A 22,947-nucleotide genomic window follows, 5' to 3' on the forward strand; every position below is an offset into this window, starting at 1 on the left:
TGCAAAAAGGCCACCCTTCTGGATGGCCTTTCTGTCTCAAAATAAAGTCTGGCAGTTCCCTACTCTCACATGGGGAGACCCCACACTACCATCGGCGCTACGGCGTTTCACTGCTGAGTTCGGCATGGGGTCAGGTGGGACCACCGCGCTATCGCCGCCAGACAAATTCTTTATACGTTATCATGGTGCTGATACCCAGATTCGAACTGGGGACCTCACCCTTACCAAGGGTGTGCTCTACCAACTGAGCCATATCAGCAAATGGTTGCCCAAACTCACTGTTGGCGCAAAATATTAAAGCCTGGCAGTTCCCTACTCTCACATGGGGAGACCCCACACTACCATCGGCGCTACGGCGTTTCACTGCTGAGTTCGGCATGGGGTCAGGTGGGACCGCCGCGCTATCGCCGCCAGGCATATTCCGTTTTATCCCGGCCGTTGCTTCTCCACAACCGCCCGAATCAATCTCTGAACAAGCTGAAATTCATCTCTCTTCCGTCTTCTGACCGCTGTCCGCTGTCTTCTGACACCAAAACACCTTCGGCGTTGTAAGGTTAAGCCTCTCGGTTCATTAGTACTGGTCAGCTCAATGCATCGCTGCACTTACACACCCAGCCTATCCACGTCTTCGTCTTAAACGTTCCTTCCGTGACCTCAAGTCAAGGGAAGACTCATCTCAAGGCAAGTTTCCCGCTTAGATGCTTTCAGCGGTTATCTCTCCCGCACTTAGCTACCGGGCTATGCCATTGGCATGACAACCCGTACACCAGCGGTGCGTCCACTCCGGTCCTCTCGTACTAGGAGCAGCCCCTTTCAATCTTCCTGCGCCCACGGCAGATAGGGACCGAACTGTCTCACGACGTTCTAAACCCAGCTCGCGTACCACTTTAAATGGCGAACAGCCATACCCTTGGGACCTACTTCAGCCCCAGGATGTGATGAGCCGACATCGAGGTGCCAAACACCGCCGTCGATATGAACTCTTGGGCGGTATCAGCCTGTTATCCCCGGAGTACCTTTTATCCGTTGAGCGATGGCCCTTCCATGCAGAACCACCGGATCACTAAGACCTACTTTCGTACCTGCTCGAGCCGTCACTCTCGCAGTTAAGCTGGCTTATGCCTTTGCACTAACCTCACGATGTCCGACCGTGATTAGCCAACCTTCGTGCTCCTCCGTTACGCTTTGGGAGGAGACCGCCCCAGTCAAACTACCCGCCAGACACTGTCCTCAGCCCGGATGACGGGCCTAAGTGAGAACATCGAGCATTCAAGGGTGGTATTTCAAGGATGGCTCCATGCAGACTGGCGTCCGCACTTCCAAGCCTCCCACCTATCCTACACATCAAGGCTCCATGTTCAGTGTCAAGCTATAGTAAAGGTTCACGGGGTCTTTCCGTCTTGCCGCGGGTACACTGCATCTTCACAGCGAGTTCAATTTCACTGAGTCTCGGGTGGAGACAGCCTGGCCATCATTACGCCATTCGTGCAGGTCGGAACTTACCCGACAAGGAATTTCGCTACCTTAGGACCGTTATAGTTACGGCCGCCGTTTACTGGGGCTTCGATCAAGAGCGTCGCCTTAACGGCTAACCCCATCAATTAACCTTCCAGCACCGGGCAGGCGTCACACCGTATACGTCCACTTACGTGTTGGCACAGTGCTGTGTTTTTAATAAACAGTTGCAGCCAGCTGGTCTCTGCGACTGGCTTCGGCTCCGGGGGCAAACCCCTTCACCTAACGCCAGCGTGCCTTCTCCCGAAGTTACGGCACCATTTTGCCTAGTTCCTTCACCCGAGTTCTCTCAAGCGCCTGAGTATTCTCTACCTGACCACCTGTGTCGGTTTGGGGTACGATTCAATGTCACCTGATGCTTAGAGGCTTTTCCTGGAAGCCGGGCATCAACCACTTCACCGCCGTAGCGGCTCGTCATCACGCCTCAGTGTTAAAAGAAGAGCGGATTTGCCTGCTCCTCCCACCTACACGCTTAAACCGGGACGACCGTCGCCCGGATGGCCTAGCCTTCTCCGTCCCCCCTTCGCAGTCACATTCAGTACAGGAATATTAACCTGTTTCCCATCAGCTACGCCGTTCGGCCTCGCCTTAGGGGTCGACTCACCCTGCCCCGATTAACGTTGGACAGGAACCCTTGGTCTTCCGGCGAGCGGGTTTTTCACCCGCTTTATCGTTACTTATGTCAGCATTCGCACTTCTGATACCTCCAGCAGGCCTCACGGCGCCGCCTTCAACGGCTTACAGAACGCTCCCCTACCCATTCAGAGAACAGACGTCAGAATACAGCTTACAGACGCCGCCCCAGTCCAGTCAGCATTTTCGCTATCTCTTCATAGCCATCGCGCCATTCCTGCCACTGAACCCGATTGATATAGCCCAAATCCAGACAATATCTTAACCATACACGCATCTCATCGGCACTGCCTAAGGCTATACTAATGAAACGCCTGAACTCGGGTTTGGAATAATGCTGCTTACCAAAGCCCTCGGCAAGGTTGGCGCAAATGCCCTTACTTGCCCGCCCGACCTGGTCCGCTAATCCATATTGTTCGTACTGAGGAAATGTCAAACTCACCTGATGAATTTCTAACGAAATTCGATAAGCTTTCTTAAACACGTCCAATTGCTCGAATCCATATGACATCATTCCGTCCTCTGTCTTCTGAAATCTGTCCTCTGAATGCCGCAGCTTCGGCGCATGGTTTAGCCCGTTACATCTTCCGCGCAGGCCGACTCGACCAGTGAGCTATTACGCTTTCTTTCAATGATGGCTGCTTCTAAGCCAACATCCTGGCTGTCTGGGCCTTCCCACATCGTTTCCCACTTAACCATGACTTCGGGACCTTAGCTGGCGGTCTGGGTTGTTTCCCTCTTCACGACGGACGTTAGCACCCGCCGTGTGTCTCCCGTGATGACATTCTTCGGTATTCGCAGTTTGCATCGGGTTGGTAAGCCGGGATGGCCCCCTAGCCGAAACAGTGCTCTACCCCCGAAGATGAACTCACGAGGCGCTACCTAAATAGCTTTCGGGGAGAACCAGCTATCTCCCGGTTTGATTGGCCTTTCACCCCAGCCACAAGTCATCCGCTAATTTTTCAACATTAGTCGGTTCGGTCCTCCAGTTAGTGTTACCCAACCTTCAACCTGCCCATGGCTAGCTCACCGGGTTTCGGGTCTATACCCTGCAACTCATTTCGCCCAGTTAAGACTCGGTTTCCCTGCGGCTCCCCTATTCGGTTAACCTTGCTACAGAATATAAGTCGCTGACCCATTATACAAAAGGTACGCAGTCACCCTGATTCATCAAGGCTCCCACTGCTTGTACGTACACGGTTTCAGGTTCTCTTTCACTCCCCTCGCCGGGGTTCTTTTCGCCTTTCCCTCACGGTACTGGTTCACTATCGGTCAGTCAGGAGTATTTAGCCTTGGAGGATGGTCCCCCCTTCTTCAGACAGGATTTCTCGTGTCCCGCCTTACTCATCGAACTCACAACCACGCCATCTTCGAGTACGGGGCTGTCACCCTCTCTCGCCGGCCTTTCCAGACCGTTCCTCTGATGCTGTGGCTGATGCAGGTTCTGGGCTCCTCCCCGTTCGCTCGCCGCTACTGGGGGAATCTCGGTTGATTTCTTTTCCTCGGGGTACTGAGATGTTTCAGTTCCCCCGGTTCGCCTCATTAACCTATGGATTCAGTTAATGATAGTGCAACGCATTGCACTGGGTTTCCCCATTCGGACATCGCCGGCTTATAACGCTTCATATCAGCTTACCGACGCTTTTCGCAGATTAGCGCGTCCTTCATCGCCTCTGACTGCCTAGGCATCCACCGTGTACGCTTAATTGCTTAACCTCACAACCCGAAACTGTCTCGGATTGTTCAGCTTGAGAGACTCGTCAATCACACCGCAACCGGTATCATTGACTGTTTCAATTTTTCAGCTTGTTCCAGATTGTTAAAGAGCTTATATCGCTAAACCGATTCCGAAAATCCGCTTAAAGATACCTTAACGACAACGCCTTTCACCCGTCATCTTCGCAAGCTGGCGTCCCCTAGGGGATTCGAACCCCTGTTACCGCCGTGAAAGGGCGGTGTCCTAGGCCTCTAGACGAAGGGGACCCGATGGTCAGCTTCGCAGACGCGCTTGCACTTTACTTTCATCAGACAATCTGTGTGAGCACTGCACTCAACCTATCTCAGGTAAGGAGGTGATCCAACCGCAGGTTCCCCTACGGTTACCTTGTTACGACTTCACCCCAGTCATGAGCCACAAAGTGGTCAGCGCCCTCCTTGCGGTTAAGCTACCGACTTCTTTTGCAACCCACTCCCATGGTGTGACGGGCGGTGTGTACAAGGCCCGGGAACGTATTCACCGTAGCATGCTGATCTACGATTACTAGCGATTCCGACTTCATGGAGTCGAGTTGCAGACTCCAATCCGGACTACGACAGACTTTGTGTGTTCCGCTTGCTCTCGCGAGGTCGCTTCACTTTGTATCCGCCATTGTAGCACGTGTGTAGCCCTACTCGTCAGGGCCATGATGACTTGACGTCATCCCCACCTTCCTCCGGTTTATCACCGGCAGTCTCCTTTGAGTTCCCGCCATTACGCGCTGGCAACAAAGGATAAGGGTTGCGCTCGTTGCGGGACTTAACCCAACATTTCACAACACGAGCTGACGACAGCCATGCAGCACCTGTCTCAGAGCTCCCGAAGGCGCAACCTCATCTCTGAGGTCTTCTCTGGATGTCAAGAGTAGGTAAGGTTCTTCGCGTTGCATCGAATTAAACCACATGCTCCACCGCTTGTGCGGGCCCCCGTCAATTCATTTGAGTTTTAACCTTGCGGCCGTACTCCCCAGGCGGTCGATTTAACGCGTTAGCTTCGGAAGCCACAGCTCAAGGCCACAACCTCCAAATCGACATCGTTTACAGCGTGGACTACCAGGGTATCTAATCCTGTTTGCTCCCCACGCTTTCGCACCTGAGCGTCAGTCTTCGTCCAGGGGGCCGCCTTCGCCACCGGTATTCCTCCACATCTCTACGCATTTCACCGCTACACATGGAATTCTACCCCCCTCTACGAGACTCCAGCCAACCAGTCTTAGATGCCATTCCCAGGTTGAGCCCGGGGATTTCACATCTAACTTAATTGACCGCCTGCGTGCGCTTTACGCCCAGTCATTCCGATTAACGCTTGCACCCTCCGTATTACCGCGGCTGCTGGCACGGAGTTAGCCGGTGCTTCTTCTGCGGGTAACGTCAAAATCCAGCTCTGTTCAAGCTGAACCCTTCCTCCCCGCTGAAAGTACTTTACAACCCGAAGGCCTTCTTCATACACGCGGCATGGCTGCATCAGGCTTGCGCCCATTGTGCAATATTCCCCACTGCTGCCTCCCGTAGGAGTCTGGGCCGTGTCTCAGTCCCAGTGTGGCTGGTCATCCTCTCAGACCAGCTAGGGATCGTCGCCTAGGTAGGCCTTTACCCTACCTACCAGCTAATCCCATCTGGGTTCATCCGACGGCGTGAGGCCCTTTCAGGTCCCCCACTTTGGTCTCGCGACATTATGCGGTATTAGCCACCGTTTCCAGTGGTTATCCCCCGCCCTCGGGCAGATCCCCAGACATTACTCACCCGTCCGCCGCTCGTCAGCAAAAGCGCAAGCGCTTTCCTGTTACCGCTCGACTTGCATGTGTTAGGCCTGCCGCCAGCGTTCAATCTGAGCCATGATCAAACTCTTCAATTGAAAGCTTGATGCTCAAAGAAACTGACTGTTAGTTCGTAATGAATTAACTGTTGTTCACTCTTCAAGACTTTAAAACATATTTTTTTGTGATACGGTCTTGTGAGTGCCCACACAGATTGTCTGATTAATTGTTAAAGAGCAGGCTGACATAAAAATTAACATTCTCGTTCAGCCGGGCTGCGTATATTACGCTGTTCGCCCGCAGAGTCAAGCGCTTATTGACTTCTCTCTGCCCGACCTCACAATGTTTATCAGCGTTGTGTCGGTCAGTGGTGGCGCATTATAGGGAGTTCTTTGGCGCTGGCAATAATTATTTTTAAAAAAGTTAACGACCGATGATTATTCCATCAAATTTAACTTAAGTTATCAATTTTTCCAGTTTTGAGAATCCATATTCCTGCAAAATGGGGATTAATGCACCAGTATCAGCATTCACTTTCATACAATAAGCAAGACTATCTGCTGAAGTACAAACAAGATTTTTCTGATGTTTAACCAACCAAGCTGTTCTTCGGGCAATAGCGGCGCCAGAATCAATTAAGTGTGTGCCATCAGGGAGTATCTGAACTAATTCTTCTGCTAATAGTGGAAAATGAGTACAACCCAATACTACTGTGTCAGGGGGTTCTTTCATTCCGAGCCACGGCTTCAGTATCTTTTTTAAAATGTCGGCAGAGACCTTACCACCATGCAGTTTAGCTTCAGCTAATTCTACTAACTCAGCAGAGCCTATAGATTCAATCCTGCAACCTACCGCAAACTTTTCGATAAGTTCTTTTGTATAGGAACGATTAACTGTCGCTCTAGTCGCCAATAATCCAACGACACCATTACGAGTTAACTTTGCTGCGGGTTTTATCGCTGGAACCACACCAACGACCGGAAAGCCGAACCGCGCACGCAGAGCTGGCAAACTGACTGTACTTGCAGTGTTACATGCAATAACCACTATTGTCAGAGGATGTTTTTGCTGAACAGCATCAACAATTTGAACCACTCGTTCAACAATAAATTCTTCCGATTTTTCACCATAAGGGAATGCTTCGTTATCAAAAACATATATATAGTGGAGATCTGGCAATAATTGCCGTATCTCTTGGTAAATAGATAAGCCGCCTACCCCGGAATCAAACACTAAAACTGTCGGGCGTGCGACTTTATTTAAATCAGAAGTTATAGCTCCCAGTGAGGTAGTATTCACGTCCTGGAATGCGATAGCCATAAACTGTCTCGTAATCTTTATCAAGCAGGTTGGCTATTCTAGCACGGATTGTCAGATAAGAAGTGACTGGATATGAAACCGTTAAGTCCCAAAAGCTGACGCCGCCTAATTTCACACGTTTAGCTGGGAATGTACTGAAATCGTTGTCATAACGCCGCCCTAGATATTGATAAGTTAACCCCCAATCAAAATCATATAGCTGCCAGTCAAGTTGATATTTCACTTGCTGCTTCGCACGACGAACTAAAATTTCATTAGTTTCACTATTACGGGGTTCAATATACTGTATTGTCAATTGATGCTGAAAAATGCCGGTGTCCATTGAGCCAGTCCATTCAACACCTTTAATTTTTGCTCTACCAATATTGTAGTAACGGCTATTTGCATAATCGATCAATTGCTCAATCTCATTGCGATATACAGTCAGACGCCAATTTAGCTGGCCTGTGACGCCTTCAATACCACCTTCCCATTGTATACTTTCTTCCGGTTTCAAATCATGATTACCACCAAAACCATACATCTGGCTAAGCGTTGGAGCCTTAAATGCCGTACCATAAGAAGCGATCAAACGATAATCTTTAATAAACTCCCAACCTAAACTGGCTTGCCATGTGGTATTCCAACCAGCTTCTGAATGTTTATCTGAACGAATTGCACCTTCTAAAATAAAATCTTTTAGTTGTTGCTGTGCTGTCAGATATATTCCTGTATTACGTACCGTTTCACTCTTCGGAATATAACTGGTTCCAGCTTCTATCAATTGTTTTTGGAAATCCACACCTGTACTGACCATGCCCTGATATAGCTGAAAAGTATTTCCCCATTGCAGGTTATATTGTTCAGAATCATTAAGGCTAGCAGACTTGTCATAGCGCCCATATTTAGGATCAAAGTTATAGTCTTTTATATGACTATAACTTGCAATTAGTTGGGATGAGTAGATCCCCCGGTTAAATCTGACCCCTGTGTCATAGTGGCGACTATAAAGTTCACGGGTATCCGGTCTGGCATATGGATAACTCCAATTAATATCTGCATCATAAGATGTTCTATTGTTATAACCATAAGCTCGAACAAATCCACTGATTTGTTCATTAAATTTTTGATCGACTCCCAACCAAAGCACTTTGCTCATAAAACCGTCACGATCAGGCTGTCTAAAACCACCGGTATTACCATCAGCAACAACGTCGTATCCTTTGGTATAGGTATAGTTAGCTGCTGCTGTCAGGGTTGTATTTTCAGCTAACTTTTGCTGAGTCGCGCCATCATAAGTCTGATAACCATGTGAGCCGATACCTGCGTTAAGGTTGGTTCCTAGTTTCTCTCTGGTGGTAATGATATTAATAACACCACCAATAGCATCAGAACCATAAACAGCGGAACGTGGTCCACGGACATATTCAATTTTCTGAACCAATGATACAGGTATTTGGCTTAAATCAGAGGAGCCACTAATACCTGCTTGATTCAAACGTATTCCATCCATTAGTACTAATACATGACTAGCATGAGTACCACGTATAAACAAAGAGCTTAACTGTCCAATACCACCATGCCGTGCAATATCAACACCGGGTAGACGACGCAAAATATCGGCTACACTATTTGACTGCCAACGATCAATTTCATCTCGTGTTACAACAGTATAAGGAGCCAGTATGCTTGACACTGGCTGTTTAAAACGACTCGCCGTCACAACCAATGAATCCTGCGACTCCACCATAGCGGAGGCTTGATTCCAACTAGAAATCACCACGATTGAAACAGTGGATAATAAAAACCGATTTTTATTTATCATGAGAAAACATCCCACAATTTATTGTCAAAAGGACACGCTACGATGAAGCGTGAAACTTACTCGTAATAGTAAGCATAGACAGGATCATGCATGAGTAATAAGAAAACTGGACATCCTTTGCTCTTTCCCTACAATTTCGCACGAAAATTTTTCTTACTACAGATAATAAGAGAACAAACATAATGCAAAATCCCCTGCCAACGGAAAGCTACGAGCAGCAACTGACGGAGAAGGTCAGCCGCTTAAAAAACATGATGGAGCCTTTCCAGCCTCCGGAGCCAGAGGTTTTCCGCTCACCGCAATCCCATTACAGAATGCGAGCAGAATTTCGAATCTGGCATGAGCAGGATGATTTGTACCATATTATGTTCGATCAACAAACGAAACAGCGTATTCGTCTTTTTCAATTTCCTGTCGCCAGTAAGTTAATCAACAAAATGATGGTAGAATTAATCGACTCCATTAGATCTGAACAGATCTTGCGTCATAAGTTATTTCAAATTGATTATCTGTCTACTTGCAGTAATAAAATCCTTGTTTCTTTGCTTTATCACAAAAAACTAGGTGATGAATGGATACAACAGGCATTAAAACTGCGTGAGACGTTAAGAAATAAAGGATTTGACGTTGAGTTAATCGGCAGAGCTGCTAAAACCAAAATCACATTGAATCATGATTATATTGATGAGGTTTTACCTGTTGCAGGCCGGGAAATGATTTATCGCCAAGTGGAAAACAGCTTCACCCAACCCAATGCTAGCGTCAATATTCATATGCTTGAATGGGCAATTAACATTACCAAGGATTCAAAAGGTGATTTACTTGAACTTTATTGCGGTAATGGCAATTTCTCTCTGGCACTAGCTCAAAATTTTGAACGCGTATTGGCAACAGAAATCGCCAAGCCATCCGTTGCTGCCGCTCAATACAATATTGCAGCCAACGGTATTGATAATGTACAAATTATCCGAATGTCAGCAGAGGAATTCACCCAAGCAATGAATGGTGAACGCGAATTTAATCGCCTTCAGGGGATCGATTTAAAAAGCTATCAATGTGAAACTATTTTTGTTGATCCGCCTCGTAGCGGCCTTGATGAAAAAACGCTTGAAATGGTCCAAGCATATCCACGGATTCTTTATATTTCCTGTAACCCGGAAACCCTTTGCCATAATCTGGAAACATTAACTCAAACACATAAAATCAGCCGTCTGGCTCTATTTGACCAGTTTCCTTATACACATCATATGGAATGCGGCGTACTTCTGGAAAAATTAAACTGATACTTGACGGACATATAAAACAGAAACGCCGGCAGATAGTTATCTCTCCGGCGTTTTTCATCAATTAATGACTATTTTCTGTAATTGCCTGGTTTTTACGAATTTTTACCTTTCTGTAAATCCAGAATACCAGTACGGTACCTATTACCGCAGGTAGAAAATTAGAGCCAATTTCAGGGTATTCAACCCTGATAATCGCACTATAACCAAATAATCCTAAGAGGAAACAAGCAACAACCAACTTAGGCATTCCATCTGGCATTGAGTAATTCAAATAGCGCTGATGGATACAATAAATCGATAAAATTAGCGTTATCAATGGGAAAACTGAAAAAGAAACAACTGAGCTAAAAACTGCTGAAAACGTTCCATTCGTTGCTAGTCCGACAATAAAAGCGAGTAACAATGTACTTTTGTCCTGGCGATATTGTTCCATCATTTCGTTCTCCTCCTTCATAGTTATTTAAGTTTAGGGTTCGGTGGATTCATTTCTTTGCGATACCAATAATATGCACCTTTAGCAATCATCCGTAGCTGCAAGACTAAACGTTCCTCTAAACGCTGTCTTTTCTCCAAATCAATATCCAGCGCTTCTGCACCTGCACTGAATACTATTGTTACCATCGCCTCTGCCTGCACTTCAGTAAAATGCCTCGGCATACAGCTTTCCTGTTCTAAATAGTCTGCCAGTTCAGCAATAAAATGTTGTATTTCCCGTGCGACAGCGGCACGAAATTCAGCAGAGGTCCCTGAACGTTCACGTAATAATAATCGGAATGCATTTGGATTATTACCGATAAATTCCATAAAAGTTGAAACAGACGTGCGAATGACACTGCCGCCTTTAGCAATACGTTGCCGGGCTTGCCTCATTAACTGACGTAACATCAAACCACTTTCATCCACCATAGTCAGCCCAAGCTCATCAACATCGCGAAAATGACGATAAAATGAAGTTGGCGCAATACCTGCTTCGCGGGCGACTTCACGCAAGCTAAGGCTGGTAAAACTCCTTTCGGCACTCAACTGGCTGAAAGCAGCTTCAATTAGTGAACGACGAGTTTTTTCTTTCTGTTTCGCTCTGATGCCGATAACGTTACTCACACGAATCCTGACTCTTTATCTGAACTACATGTTAGGAAATATACCAAATTTTAACGCGTTTGCCGTAATGATGTACTTATCATGTCATTTATAATGATCAATGTCATTTTCTCAGCGCATTTTCTTATTAGATATTAGGATGATAAAGGTAACTACACGCAATCAGAAAATCATTAAGGGGAGCATTCCCCTTCGTTAATTCAATTCAGTCGTTAGACAATTATTTATTTCCCAAAAGCTTCATGGTCTTGCGCCAGATTAACGTAACGGGTAAAACTATGTTCAATTTACCATAAACGATGATATAAAATCCTTATGACGATTGGGTTATTAAGTCAACCAATGTTAATATAGCGTTGTAATTTTGTGTAAAAACAGGTCTTTCCTCATATGCAACATATTCATTTTGACGCCATTGTCATTGGTTCTGGTCCTGGTGGAGAAGGAGCAGCAATGGGATTGGTGAAGCAGGGTAAAAGCGTTGCTGTTATCGAACGCTATAATAATGTTGGTGGTGGTTGTACTCATTGGGGCACCATCCCGTCCAAAGCCCTCCGCCACGCCGTCAGCCGTATTATCGAATTTAACCAAAACCCTCTGTACAGTGATAATTCCCGCATTCTTCGCTCTTCATTTGCTGAAATCTTACGCCGTGCTGAAATGGTGATTAATCAGCAAACGAGAATGCGGCAGGGATTTTACGAACGTAATGGGTGTCGTATGTTTGCCGGAGAAGCAACATTCATTGATGATCACCGGGTGAGTGTGCGCTATGCCGACGATAACTACGATATTTTAAGCGCAGATAAGATTATTATCGCAACCGGTTCTCGCCCGTATTGTCCACCAGATGTTGATTTCACCCATTCCCGTATTTATAACAGCGATTCCATTCTGAAACTGGATCATGAACCACGGCACGTCATTATTTATGGCGCCGGAGTAATTGGTTGCGAATACGCTTCAATCTTCCGTGGATTAGGCGTAAAAGTTGATTTGATCAACACTCGTAACCATTTACTGGCTTTCCTTGATCAAGAGATGTCAGACGCACTTTCTTACCATTTCTGGAATAGCGGTATAGTTATCCGCCACAATGAAGAATATTCTAAAATTGAAGGTGTTGATGATGGTGTTATCGTTCATCTCAAATCCGGTAAAAAAGTCAAAGCTGATTGTCTACTTTATGCTAATGGCCGAACAGGTAATACTGATACTTTAGGGCTGAAAAACGTTGGTCTGGAAGCAGATAGCCGCGGTTTACTGAAAGTTAATAAGATCTATCAAACCAGCAATGAAAATATCTACGCTGTAGGAGATGTTATCGGTTATCCAAGCCTGGCCTCCGCTGCTTATGATCAAGGCCGAATTGCCGCCCAAGCAATGGCGAAAGGAAACGCCGAAGTTCATCTGATTGAAGATATTCCAACAGGTATCTATACCATTCCTGAAATCAGCTCTGTAGGTAAAACCGAACAACAATTAACAGCAATGAAAGTGCCTTATGAAGTTGGACGCGCACAATTTAAACATCTTGCACGCGCACAAATTGCGGGGATGAACGTAGGAAGCCTGAAAATACTGTTCCATAGAGAAACAAAAGAGATTCTTGGTATTCATTGTTTCGGGGAACGTGCGGCTGAAATCATTCATATCGGCCAAGCGATTATGGAACAGAAAGGTGAAAGTAATACTATCGAATATTTCGTCAATACTACTTTCAACTATCCGACTATGGCTGAAGCCTATCGTGTCGCAGCTCTAAATGGCCTGAACCGGCTATTTTGATTGTTCGTAATAAGTGCCCATTTTAGCTCTAATAGCCTCTGCCAGTTGCTCATAGCGACCACGCAGAGGTGAACCTGGACGATAAATCAAAATAACAGATCGCTTAGGTTCAGGATTGCTACACTCCAGATAACAAACACCATCACGTTTTTTCTCCTGTGGCACTGCCAAATCAGGTAATAAGGTTATTCCACTACCGGCAGCAACCATATTACGCAGAGTTTCCAAACTGGTTGCACGAAAATGGGTATCTTCCTTCGCGCCAGCCTGAAAACAGAACCCCATAGCCTGATCACGCAAGCAATGACCATCTTCTAGCATCAGCAATTTTTCACCTGCCAATTCATCCATAGCAATTTTTTCTCGCTCTGCCCAAGGATGGCCATCATAGATAGCTAGTTTCATAGGTTCTTCAAACAATGGCACTTCAATGAAGGCTCTTGTCTCTTTAACCATTGCCAGAATCGCACAATCCAATTTGCCACTATCCAACTGGGCTAACAGACTTTGAGTCTGGGCTTCATACAGATACATTTCCAACTTAGGAAATAAACCATGAAGCCCAGGAATAATATGAGGCAACAGATATGGGCCAATTGTGGGGATCAGACCAATATGCAAAGGACCAGACATATTTTCCCCTTGAAGTGACGCCATTTCCTGCAAAATCCTCACCTCACGGAGAACCGTTCTGGCCTGTTCTACTAATAACATCCCTTGTTGAGTGAACAAAACTTTACGGCTGGTACGTTCCAATAACATAACACCCAGATCATCCTCAAGCTTACGAATTTGCCCGCTTAATGTAGGCTGGCTGACGTGGCAAGAATCAGCAGCATGGCGAAAATGCCGATGCTCAGCAAGCGCCACAAGATATTCCAGATCGCGGATATTCATTCCCACCTCAACATATTTAATATAAATGATAGAAACTACCAATAGATAATTATATCAATGTGAGGAAAAGACTATCAGATAATCATTAAAAACTGATATATAAAGATCTCATTTATTTTACAGGGGATAGATTAATCCCCCCTGCTGATAATGACTAACTTAATTTTAGCCTCTGCTTAGCCTCTACAATCGCTTTCATGACCTGTTTTTGCGATACGCCACCCTTTGCAAGGCGTTTATCCAGACAAGATTGCAGAGACAAAATATCATATACATCTTCAGTAATTACACTGCTGAACTTCTGCAACTCTGCCAATGACAACGCTTCCAGTGCCTTACCCTGAGAAAGCGCCATAATCACAATTTCCCCAACAATATGATGAGCTTCACGGAATGGAACACCTTTTGCAACCAAATAATCAGCTAATTCGGTCGCGTTAGCATAACCCTGTTTAGCTGCTTCTGCACAACGTGAACGCCTAACCTGAATGCCATCTAATACCAACGCCGCCATATGCAAACAATCTAGCCAGGTGTCCAACGCATCAAACAACCCTTCTTTATCCTCCTGCATATCTTTATTATAGGCCAACGGCAGACCTTTTAAGGTCATCATCATACCGGTCAATGCCCCCTGCACCCGGCCACATTTCCCACGGATTAACTCCAGTGCATCCGGGTTTTTCTTTTGTGGCATCAGAGAAGAACCGGAAGTGACTCGATCTGACAGTTCAATAAATCCTGCCTCACCACTATTAAAGAAAATTAGGTCTTCCGCAAAACGGGAAAGATGGATCATACTGATACTGGCATTAGATAGCAGTTCCAATACATGGTCACGATCTGAAACACTATCCAAGCTGTTACGCGTCGCTGAAGCAAAACCTAGCCATGATGCCAGTTGTTCACGGTCAATATCATAAGCGGTTCCAGCCAATGCGCCACACCCTAGCGGGCTAGTATCCAGCCGTTTTAAAGTATCCTGTAACCGACTTTCATCACGGACCAGCATTTCTACATATGCCAAGCACCAGTGAGCAAATGTAATAGGCTGTGCTCTTTGCAGATGGGTATAACCCGGCATCACTGCGTCCTGATTATTCTCCGCAGTAACCACCAATGCCTGCTGTAACCCCACAACGGCCTGATAGAGATGTGAAATGTATTCTTTACACCAAAGTTTGAGATCTGTTGCTACCTGATCATTACGGCTACGGCCAGTATGGAGCTTCTTACCCAGATCGCCAACTTTACTGATTAGCTGCCCTTCTACCCAACTATGGATATCTTCTGCATCACTTTGCAAGATGGCTTGTGGATTAAACTGAACCTCATTCAGCAATTCATTTAATGCCAACTCCAGTTTTTGTTGTTCCTCAACGGTTAGCACACCAACCGTTACCAGCGCTTTCGACCATGCAACTGAACCGGTAATGTCCTGTTCCGCCAACCGGTAATCAAAGCGAAGTGAATCATTAAATTGTTTGAACCGTTGATCTGCTTTCTGACTGAAACGCCCGCCCCAGAGTGCCATATTTTCGTTCCTGATTATCTGATGTCTGAGTGATTGATTACCTTTCATAAACAGCAATTTCATTCGCAATATGGAGATAATAGACTAGAGAAATCAAATATTAAGCATAAGCTCATAACCTAGCCATTATCTCCATAACTATGAACGATGAAATTACTCTTTACTATTTAAGGCTCGAATACGTGAAGAGAGCGAATACAGACGGATAAATCCTGCTGCATGGCTGTGATCGTAAACCTCATCTTCACCAAACGTTGCAAACGCTTCAGAATAAAGGCTATTTGTTGATCTCTTCTGGATCGCTGTCACTTGGCCTTTATAGAGTTTCAGCACAACTTCACCGCAGACATCCGCAGCCAGCATCTCAGCGGCTGCCTGAATAGATTGACGTAGCGGGGCAAACCAACGTCCGTCATAAACGACATAGGACATTTCCAGCCCAAGCTGCTGACGCCACTTAAAGCTATCGCGGTCCAATACCAGTTGTTCAATACCACGCAACGCAGCCATCATGATGGTTCCCCCCGGCGTTTCATAACAACCGCGAGATTTTATGCCCACCAGCCGATTTTCCACGATATCGATCCGACCGATACCATGTTTTGCTCCCAGAACATTCAGCGCTTCAAGGCATTGATATGGCGACATTATCTTGCCGTTGACTCCAACAACCTCGCCTTTCTCAATCGTGACACTGACCAACTCCGCTTCATCTGGCGCCTCTTCTGGATCAACTGTCCACACCCAACAATCTTTATTGGATGCATTCCAGGTACTCTCCAGTACTCCACCTTCGGTCGAGATATGCCATGCATTCTCATCACGGCTGTAAATTTTCTCCAATGTTGCCGTTGTTGGGATATCTCTCACTTTCAGATAATCCAACAACGCTTCACGAGAACGCAAATCCCACTCTCTCCACGGCGCGATTACTTTTAGCTGAGGGGCTAATGCCGTATAAGTGCTTTCAAACCGAACCTGATCGTTACCCTTACCTGTTGCGCCATGAGCAAGTGCATCTGCCCCCACTTTCAGTGCCAACTCAACCTGTGCTTTAGCAATAATAGGTCGTGCCATTGAAGTGCCTAATAAATAGCTACCTTCATACAAAGCACCTGTTTTTAGTACTGGATAAACATAATCTTTGATGAATTCCTCACGCAGATCCACAACGTGACATTCTGATGCGCCAGAGCGCAAAGCTTTCTGCTCCACGCCCTCCAGATCTTCACGGCTTTGCCCTACATCGGCAACAAATGCCACAACTTCACAGTTGCCATAATGCTCTTTCAGCCAAGGAATAATGGCAGAAGTATCCAAACCACCAGAATAGGCAAGAACGATCTTTTTAATATCTTTAGTATGCATGAAGTTACCCTTTGAAATTTCGTTGTTATTTATCAGCAAAGCTTTGCCGAAAATTAATCAAACTTAATTTAAGCCAGAATACGAGTACCGACGGGAACACCGTTAAACAGGTCGGTTAGTTGATCTGCATGACGCCAACTAGCGATATCTACCGGACGACCTAATGTCCTGGCTGCATCTAAAGCAGCATCCACCTTCACAATCATGCCGTCAGTAATGATGCCATGTGCAATAAGTTGCTCTGCTTTCTCAGCATTTATGTCAGGGATTTTCTGCCCTTTACCATCCAAAATACCGCTAACATCAGAGAGCAATACTAAATCAGCGCCTAGTGTCTGAGCTACCGCTGTTGCTGCCTGATCAGCATTCACATTCATCAACTCTCCTTTATCTGTTACCCCAATCGAGCTGATAATGGGTATGTAACCTGCATCCAGTAGCGTTTTCAGCAACTTAGCATCGCCCGGTATCGCTTTTCCCACATGTCCCAACTCTTCATTCAGTTGGGAAACCCTGACCACATTACCATCTCCTAAATATAATCCAACTGATGCAAGTTGATATTTAGTCGCCCACGACAACAAGGTTTTATTGGCTATACCAGCCAATGCGCCGGTGATAATCCCAATCTGATCTGCGGGTGTTACCCGCAACCCTTGCTCCTTTACTATTGGCAGTTGCAACTTCTGCATCAGTTCATCCACCAAATAACCACCACCATGAACAATAACCAACTGGCGTTCGTATGTTTGCCGATATTCCTGCAATGTAGTAAACACGCGTTCCAATGCTTCTTCATTGTCCAGTAACACGCCACCTAACTTTATGACTAAAGGTTCCATCTGCTCTACTCCTTCACGTCAATAATTAAAGTAATGCCTGAGTTTCTTCAAACCCAAAACGTATATTCATACACTGAACCGCCTGAGCTGCCGCACCTTTCAGAAGATTATCTTCAGTACCTACAACAATCAGGTAGTCACCCTGTACAACAAAACCAATATCACAGAACGGTAACCCAATAACGGATTTCAATGCCGGCACTCCTTTGCTGTAGAGCCTCACCAATGGCTTATCTTTGTACGCTTGCTGATAAACTTCATTTATCTGTTCTGCGGTAACACCCGGCTTCAATTTACAGGTAATTGTGGCAAGAATACCCCGTGCGAAATTGCCAAGATGCGGAGTAAAAATCACTCTGGTTCCCAGATGTTCTTCAATCTCCGGTTGATGGCGATGGGTAAATATTCCATAAGGTTGCAAACTGATTTCGCAGAAACTGCTGGTCATACTGGCTTTCCGACCTGCGCCACTCACGCCGCTGGTAGCATTAATCACTGGCCAATGGCTGGTATCTAGCAAACTATTTTCCAACAATGGCTTCAGAGAGAGTTGAGAAACTGTTGGGTAACACCCCGGTACAGCAACCAATTGAGCCTGTTTGATCTTTTCAGCCTGCCATTCGGCAAGTCCATATACGGCTTGTGCTAACCATTGAGTATGCTTATGTTTGAATCCGTAGTATTGTTGATAAATCTGAGCGTTTTGTACGCGATAGGCACCGGAGAGATCGAATACAGTGCAACCTGCTGCTAGAAATAGCGGCACAATGTCATGACTAACTTCATGGGCTGTGGCAAGGAAAACCACATCAATCCCTTTAGCAGCATTAGTAATATCAGTCATTGGTTGCAGCGGTAGATCAACAATGCCTTTATACTGTGGATGTAAGTCTGAGAAGCATTTATCTGCATCAACGCTCTGAGCAGAAACCATGAGTCTAATCAGATTCGTATACGGGTGACGATGCAGATATGCTGCCAGTTCTGCTCCGGTGTAACCACTTGCACCAACAACCAGCGTATTCAACATAGGATATCTTACCTTGTGCTCAGTATTTAAACAGGATAATGTATTTTTATTCAAAAAAAATGCATGAATATTGATACTATCATGAATAAAGGCTGTCAACAGTGAATATTAAATTACCTCCATTTATTGAGCTATTTCAGCAATTAATCGCTACTCCATCTATCAGCGCCACCGATGTCAGTATTGACCAGAGTAATGAATCTCTCATCAACCTACTGGCAAGTTGGTTAAAGGAAATTGGCTTCGAGATTGAGATACAACCCGTCCCCGAAGCCCACAGAAAATACAATCTACTGGCGACACTGGGGAGTGGCCCAGGTGGGCTACTCTTATGTGGACACACTGATACTGTCCCCTTTGACGATGGGCTCTGGACTAAAGATCCCTTCACCCTGACAGAGCGAGATAACAAACTGTACGGTTTAGGTACAGCAGATATGAAAGGCTTTTTCGCCTTTATTATTGATGCATTACGGGACATTGATGTCAGTAAAATAACCCATCCGCTGTACATTCTGGCAACCGCAGATGAAGAAACGACAATGGCAGGAGCCCGTTATTTTGCCGCAAGTACCGCTATTCGACCGGATTTCGCGATTATCGGCGAACCGACTTCATTGCATCCTATCTGTGCGCATAAAGGACATTTATCGAACGCTATCCGTATTGTTGGTCAATCCGGGCATTCCAGTGATCCAGATCGTGGTATAAACGCCATTGATTTGATGCACGAATCTATTGGTCACTTGATTGAACTACGCAATACGCTAAAAGAGCGTTATAACAACCCGGCATTTGCCATTCCATATCCAACTATGAATTTCGGCTATATTCACGGAGGTGACGCAGTAAACCGTATTTGTGCCCATTGTGAATTACATATGGATATTCGCCCATTACCGGGCCTAACGTTGCAGGATCTGAACGGACTGTTAAATGAAGCACTGGAACCCGTGAAGCAACGTTGGCCTGGCCGTCTGACTATCAACGAATTACATCCCCCTATTCCCGGTTATGCATGCCCAACCGATCACAAGATGATTGATGTGATAGAGAAACTGCTAGGTCGCAAGGCTGAAACGGTCAACTACTGTACCGAAGCACCATTCATTCAGGAATTATGTCCGACATTAGTCCTTGGCCCAGGATCTATTGAACAGGCACATCAACCAGATGAATTCATTGATATGTCGTTTATTGAACCCACCAGAAAGATAATTTCCCAGTTAATAGATCATTTTTGTCTAAGCAATAGTTAATTGTTTTATTCGTCCCCCAAAAGTCAGGGGGACTCAAGCATCACAACAAGTAACAAAAGCCCCCTTCCCAAATCTTCTGGCGCATAAGTAATACTTATAGAACATGACCTGCCATTAAATTTTAGAAATTTCGCCCAAACTGATGGTTTTCTGATATGAATATGAGGGTTTAGGGTAAATACGACGTTGTGGCGCCACAAAAAAATAACTTTTCGCCACCTAAATGAAATTTTTCTACCGGAACAGAATCAACATTCCGCCAGCAATAAAGGCCAAGAGTCACATGAATCAACAATATTCCGCAATGCGCAGTAATGTCAGCATGCTAGGTAAGCTGCTCGGAGACACAATCAAAGAAGCTTTAGGGGAGGATATTCTCGATAAAGTTGAGACTATACGCAAATTATCCAAATCATCGCGTGCGGGCAATGAAGCACACCGCCAGCAACTATTATCTACCTTGCAAAACCTATCCAATGATGAACTGTTGCCAGTTGCCCGCGCTTTTAACCAATTTCTCAACCTGACAAACGTCGCAGAACAGTATCACAGTATCTCCCCACATGGTGAAGCTGCCAGTAACCCCGTTGCGTTAGCGAAATTATTCACCCGCTTAAAAGAAAAAAATTTCAGTAACGACGATCTGAAAAAAGCGGTAAATGAATTGTCTATTGAGCTGGTTCTCACTGCTCACCCAACTGAGATCGCACGTCGTACATTGATCCATAAACTGGTGGCCGTTAACACCTGCCTATCACAACTTGATCACGATGATCTCGCAGATTATGAGCGTAACAACATTATGCGCCGTCTGCGTCAATTAGTTGCCCAATCATGGCATACCGATGAAATCCGCAAAATCCGTCCTACCCCAATTGATGAAGCTAAATGGGGGTTTGCTATGGTGGAAAACAGCTTGTGGGAAGGTGTACCGGCATTCCTGCGCGAATTTAATGAGCAACTGGAAGAGTCAATCGACTACAGTCTGCCGGTCGAAGAGGTGCCTGTTCGCTTTACCTCTTGGATGGGCGGCGACCGGGACGGCAACCCGAATGTCACATCTGAAGTTACTCGCCATGTGTTACTCCTTAGCCGCTGGAAAGCAGCGGATCTATTTCTGAAAGATATTCAGGTTCTGGTTTCTGAGCTATCCATGTCTGAATGTACACCAGAAGTTCGTAAACTGGCGGGTGGTGATGGAATTCTAGAACCTTACCGAGAAATTGCTAAAAAACTGCGGACACAACTCAACAATACGCTGACCTATTTGGAGAAACAACTGAAAGGTGAACAAGTTCTGCCGCCAACCGATTTGCTGGTGGACAATGAACAACTTTGGCAACCACTTTACGCCTGTTATCAGTCACTAAAAACCTGCGGGATGGAAATCATCGCCAATGGTCAATTATTGGATATCTTACGCCGTATCCGTTGCTTCGGCCTATCACTGGTACGCATTGATGTACGTCAAGAAAGCACTCGCCATACAACCGCGATTTCTGAACTGACGCAATACCTAGAATTAGGCAACTACACTAGTTGGTCAGAAGAAGAGAAACAAGCTTTCCTGCTACATGAACTGCATTCTAAACGTCCATTGATCCCACATAACTGGCAACCAAGCGCTGAAACGCAAGAAGTTTTCGCAACCTGTAAAGTCATTGCAGAGTCACCGCAAGACGCTATCGCCGCTTATGTTATTTCAATGGCTAAAGTACCTTCTGATGTATTAGCAGTTCACTTGCTACTGAAAGAAGCGGGTTGTCCGTTCACCTTACCCGTTGCCCCACTGTTCGAAACTCTTGACGATCTAAATAATGCCGAAAATGTCATTCAACAATTGATGAATATTAAATGGTATCGTGCGCTGATTCAGGACAAACAGATGGTGATGATTGGTTATTCTGACTCAGCGAAAGATGCCGGAGTGATGGCTGCTGCCTGGGCGCAATACCGAGCACAGGACGCCTTAATCAAAGTCTGTGAAAACGAGGGCGTTACGCTAACCTTGTTCCACGGTCGCGGCGGCACCATTGGCCGTGGCGGTGCGCCGGCACATGCTGCGCTGCTTTCCCAACCACCAGGAAGCCTGAAAGGTGGCCTACGTGTGACTGAACAGGGTGAAATGATCCGCTTTAAATTCGGTCTGCCACAGGTCACTATCAGTAGCTTAGCCTTGTATACCAGTGCGATTCTGGAAGCAAACCTACTACCGCCACCGGAGCCTAAACCGGAGTGGCATCAGGTCATGGATACCCTGTCTGATGTTTCTTGCAAGATGTATCGTGATTATGTGCGTGAACAGCCCGATTTTGTGCCCTATTTCCGTGCTGCAACACCAGAACAGGAACTCGCTAAACTGCCTTTGGGTTCTCGCCCAGCCAAACGTCATCCTGCGGGTGGTGTAGAAAGTTTACGCGCTATCCCGTGGATTTTCGCCTGGACACAAAATCGCCTCATGTTGCCAGCTTGGTTAGGAGCAGGTGCTGCGCTACAAAAAGTTGTGAATGAGGGAAAACAGGATGTACTAGCAGAAATGTGCCGGGATTGGCCTTTCTTTACCACTCGCATTGGGATGTTGGAAATGGTCTTCGCCAAAGCTGATTTGTGGTTGGCAGAATATTACGATCATCGTTTGGTAGATGAGAGCTTATGGCCGTTAGGTCAGAAACTGCGCGAGCAACTCTCTGCGGATATTAAGACGGTATTAGCCATTTCCAAAGATGAACACCTGATGGCAGATTTACCGTGGATTGCAGAATCAATCGCCTTGCGTAATGTTTACACTGATCCATTAAACGTTCTACAGGCAGAACTATTACTGCGTTCCCGTCAACAACAGCATCCCGATCCCCAAGTTGAACAAGCGTTGATGGTAACCATTGCCGGTATAGCCGCAGGAATGCGAAATACAGGTTAGTAACAGCAGTCAGTAGTAGACAATCTCCACACGACAGTAGTGACACCATTGAGCACGGTACTGATATCTTTCGTCTCCAGATAACCCCGTACAAGACGTGCTCAATACATGAAGCGAAAAGCAAGCTATTTCTCACCT

At 45.9% G+C, this 22,947-nt stretch carries 13 protein-coding genes, 2 tRNA genes and 4 rRNA genes; 4 read left to right on the top strand and 15 right to left on the bottom strand.

Features of this window, described 5'->3' with window-relative positions; translation table 11 throughout:
* Positions 1-46: 46 nt before the first annotated feature.
* The 8 genes from rrf (TI10_RS18640) to btuB all read right to left on the bottom strand — a co-directional run bounded on the left by rrf (TI10_RS18640) (position 47) and on the right by btuB (position 8,784).
* A 5S ribosomal RNA gene (gene rrf, locus TI10_RS18640) occupies positions 47-162 on the bottom strand.
* A 21-nt stretch (positions 163-183) separates the two neighbouring features.
* Positions 184-259 (bottom strand) — tRNA-Thr (locus TI10_RS18645).
* 40 nt (positions 260-299) lie between these two features.
* Positions 300-415, bottom strand: a 5S ribosomal RNA gene (gene rrf, locus TI10_RS18650).
* Between the two features lie 135 nt (positions 416-550).
* Positions 551-3,864: ribosomal RNA gene (locus TI10_RS18655) — 23S ribosomal RNA — on the bottom strand.
* 191 nt (positions 3,865-4,055) lie between these two features.
* A tRNA-Glu gene (locus TI10_RS18660) sits at positions 4,056-4,131 on the bottom strand.
* Between the two features lie 82 nt (positions 4,132-4,213).
* Positions 4,214-5,758 (bottom strand): 16S ribosomal RNA (locus tag TI10_RS18665).
* Together the 16S, 23S and 5S rRNA genes with 2 tRNA genes alongside form the textbook arrangement of a ribosomal RNA operon.
* 358 nt (positions 5,759-6,116) lie before the next feature.
* A complete protein-coding gene (murI, locus tag TI10_RS18670) occupies positions 6,117-6,980 on the bottom strand; it encodes a glutamate racemase (RefSeq protein ID WP_049584866.1) in 864 nt (287 codons plus the stop codon).
* Positions 6,925-8,784, bottom strand: a complete 1,860-nt coding sequence (gene btuB, locus TI10_RS18675) for a TonB-dependent vitamin B12 receptor BtuB (protein ID WP_049584867.1) — start codon at positions 8,782-8,784, stop codon at positions 6,925-6,927. Before btuB ends, murI begins: the two co-directional genes overlap by 56 nt.
* 179 nt (positions 8,785-8,963) lie before the next feature.
* Here btuB and trmA point away from each other — a divergent pair, with 179 nt between their 5' ends.
* On the top strand, positions 8,964-10,067 hold the full coding sequence (gene trmA / locus TI10_RS18680) for a tRNA (uridine(54)-C5)-methyltransferase TrmA (protein ID WP_139180590.1): 1,104 nt from the start codon (positions 8,964-8,966) through the stop codon (positions 10,065-10,067).
* A 64-nt stretch (positions 10,068-10,131) separates the two neighbouring features.
* On the opposite strand, the gene TI10_RS18685 is transcribed toward trmA, so the two are convergent.
* Positions 10,132-10,503: a YijD family membrane protein gene (locus TI10_RS18685; RefSeq protein ID WP_049585038.1), complete on the bottom strand. Its 372-nt coding sequence runs from the start codon at positions 10,501-10,503 to the stop codon at positions 10,132-10,134.
* A gap of 23 nt (positions 10,504-10,526) precedes the next feature.
* The gene (fabR, locus tag TI10_RS18690; RefSeq protein ID WP_049584869.1) at positions 10,527-11,171 is read right to left on the bottom strand and encodes an HTH-type transcriptional repressor FabR; all 645 of its coding nucleotides are present in this window, start codon (positions 11,169-11,171) and stop codon (positions 10,527-10,529) included.
* A 390-nt stretch (positions 11,172-11,561) separates the two neighbouring features.
* Here fabR and sthA point away from each other — a divergent pair, with 390 nt between their 5' ends.
* Positions 11,562-12,959, top strand: a complete 1,398-nt coding sequence (sthA, locus tag TI10_RS18695; RefSeq protein WP_049584870.1) for a Si-specific NAD(P)(+) transhydrogenase — start codon at positions 11,562-11,564, stop codon at positions 12,957-12,959.
* Here the strand turns inward: sthA and oxyR are convergent.
* The 5 genes from oxyR to argC all read right to left on the bottom strand — a co-directional run bounded on the left by oxyR (position 12,951) and on the right by argC (position 18,630).
* The gene (oxyR, locus tag TI10_RS18700) at positions 12,951-13,856 is read right to left on the bottom strand and encodes a DNA-binding transcriptional regulator OxyR (RefSeq protein WP_049584871.1); all 906 of its coding nucleotides are present in this window, start codon (positions 13,854-13,856) and stop codon (positions 12,951-12,953) included. The genes sthA and oxyR overlap by 9 nt on opposite strands.
* 154 nt (positions 13,857-14,010) lie before the next feature.
* Positions 14,011-15,390 (bottom strand): argininosuccinate lyase, encoded by a 1,380-nt coding sequence (gene argH, locus TI10_RS18705; RefSeq protein ID WP_049584872.1) that lies wholly within the window; start codon positions 15,388-15,390, stop codon positions 14,011-14,013.
* 153 nt (positions 15,391-15,543) lie between these two features.
* Complete coding sequence (locus tag TI10_RS18710) at positions 15,544-16,758, bottom strand: argininosuccinate synthase (RefSeq protein WP_049584873.1); 1,215 nt, start codon at positions 16,756-16,758, stop codon at positions 15,544-15,546.
* 68 nt (positions 16,759-16,826) lie between these two features.
* Positions 16,827-17,600: an acetylglutamate kinase gene (gene argB, locus TI10_RS18715; RefSeq protein ID WP_049584874.1), complete on the bottom strand. Its 774-nt coding sequence runs from the start codon at positions 17,598-17,600 to the stop codon at positions 16,827-16,829.
* A 25-nt stretch (positions 17,601-17,625) separates the two neighbouring features.
* Positions 17,626-18,630: an N-acetyl-gamma-glutamyl-phosphate reductase gene (gene argC, locus TI10_RS18720; protein ID WP_049584875.1), complete on the bottom strand. Its 1,005-nt coding sequence runs from the start codon at positions 18,628-18,630 to the stop codon at positions 17,626-17,628.
* A gap of 101 nt (positions 18,631-18,731) precedes the next feature.
* Here argC and argE point away from each other — a divergent pair, with 101 nt between their 5' ends.
* On the top strand, positions 18,732-19,889 hold the full coding sequence (argE, locus tag TI10_RS18725; protein WP_049584876.1) for an acetylornithine deacetylase: 1,158 nt from the start codon (positions 18,732-18,734) through the stop codon (positions 19,887-19,889).
* 283 nt (positions 19,890-20,172) lie between these two features.
* The gene (gene ppc / locus TI10_RS18730; RefSeq protein ID WP_049584877.1) at positions 20,173-22,809 is read left to right on the top strand and encodes a phosphoenolpyruvate carboxylase; all 2,637 of its coding nucleotides are present in this window, start codon (positions 20,173-20,175) and stop codon (positions 22,807-22,809) included.
* Positions 22,810-22,947: the final 138 nt, after the last annotated feature.

This window comes from Photorhabdus luminescens subsp. luminescens, from assembly GCF_001083805.1.
Lineage (GTDB): Bacteria > Pseudomonadota > Gammaproteobacteria > Enterobacterales > Enterobacteriaceae > Photorhabdus > Photorhabdus luminescens.

Bases quoted from the DNA above. Each gene is read 5' to 3' on its own strand.
- murI (WP_049584866.1), bottom strand. From the start codon at position 6,980: ATGGCTATCGCATTCCAGGACGTGAATACTACCTCACTGGGAGCTATA.
- btuB (WP_049584867.1), bottom strand. From the start codon at position 8,784: ATGATAAATAAAAATCGGTTTTTATTATCCACTGTTTCAATCGTGGTG.
- TI10_RS18685 (WP_049585038.1), bottom strand. From the start codon at position 10,503: ATGGAACAATATCGCCAGGACAAAAGTACATTGTTACTCGCTTTTATT.
- sthA (WP_049584870.1), top strand. From the start codon at position 11,562: ATGCAACATATTCATTTTGACGCCATTGTCATTGGTTCTGGTCCTGGT.
- oxyR (WP_049584871.1), bottom strand. From the start codon at position 13,856: ATGAATATCCGCGATCTGGAATATCTTGTGGCGCTTGCTGAGCATCGG.
- argH (WP_049584872.1), bottom strand. From the start codon at position 15,390: ATGGCACTCTGGGGCGGGCGTTTCAGTCAGAAAGCAGATCAACGGTTC.
- TI10_RS18710 (WP_049584873.1), bottom strand. From the start codon at position 16,758: ATGCATACTAAAGATATTAAAAAGATCGTTCTTGCCTATTCTGGTGGT.
- argB (WP_049584874.1), bottom strand. From the start codon at position 17,600: ATGGAACCTTTAGTCATAAAGTTAGGTGGCGTGTTACTGGACAATGAA.
- argC (WP_049584875.1), bottom strand. From the start codon at position 18,630: ATGTTGAATACGCTGGTTGTTGGTGCAAGTGGTTACACCGGAGCAGAA.
- ppc (WP_049584877.1), top strand. From the start codon at position 20,173: ATGAATCAACAATATTCCGCAATGCGCAGTAATGTCAGCATGCTAGGT.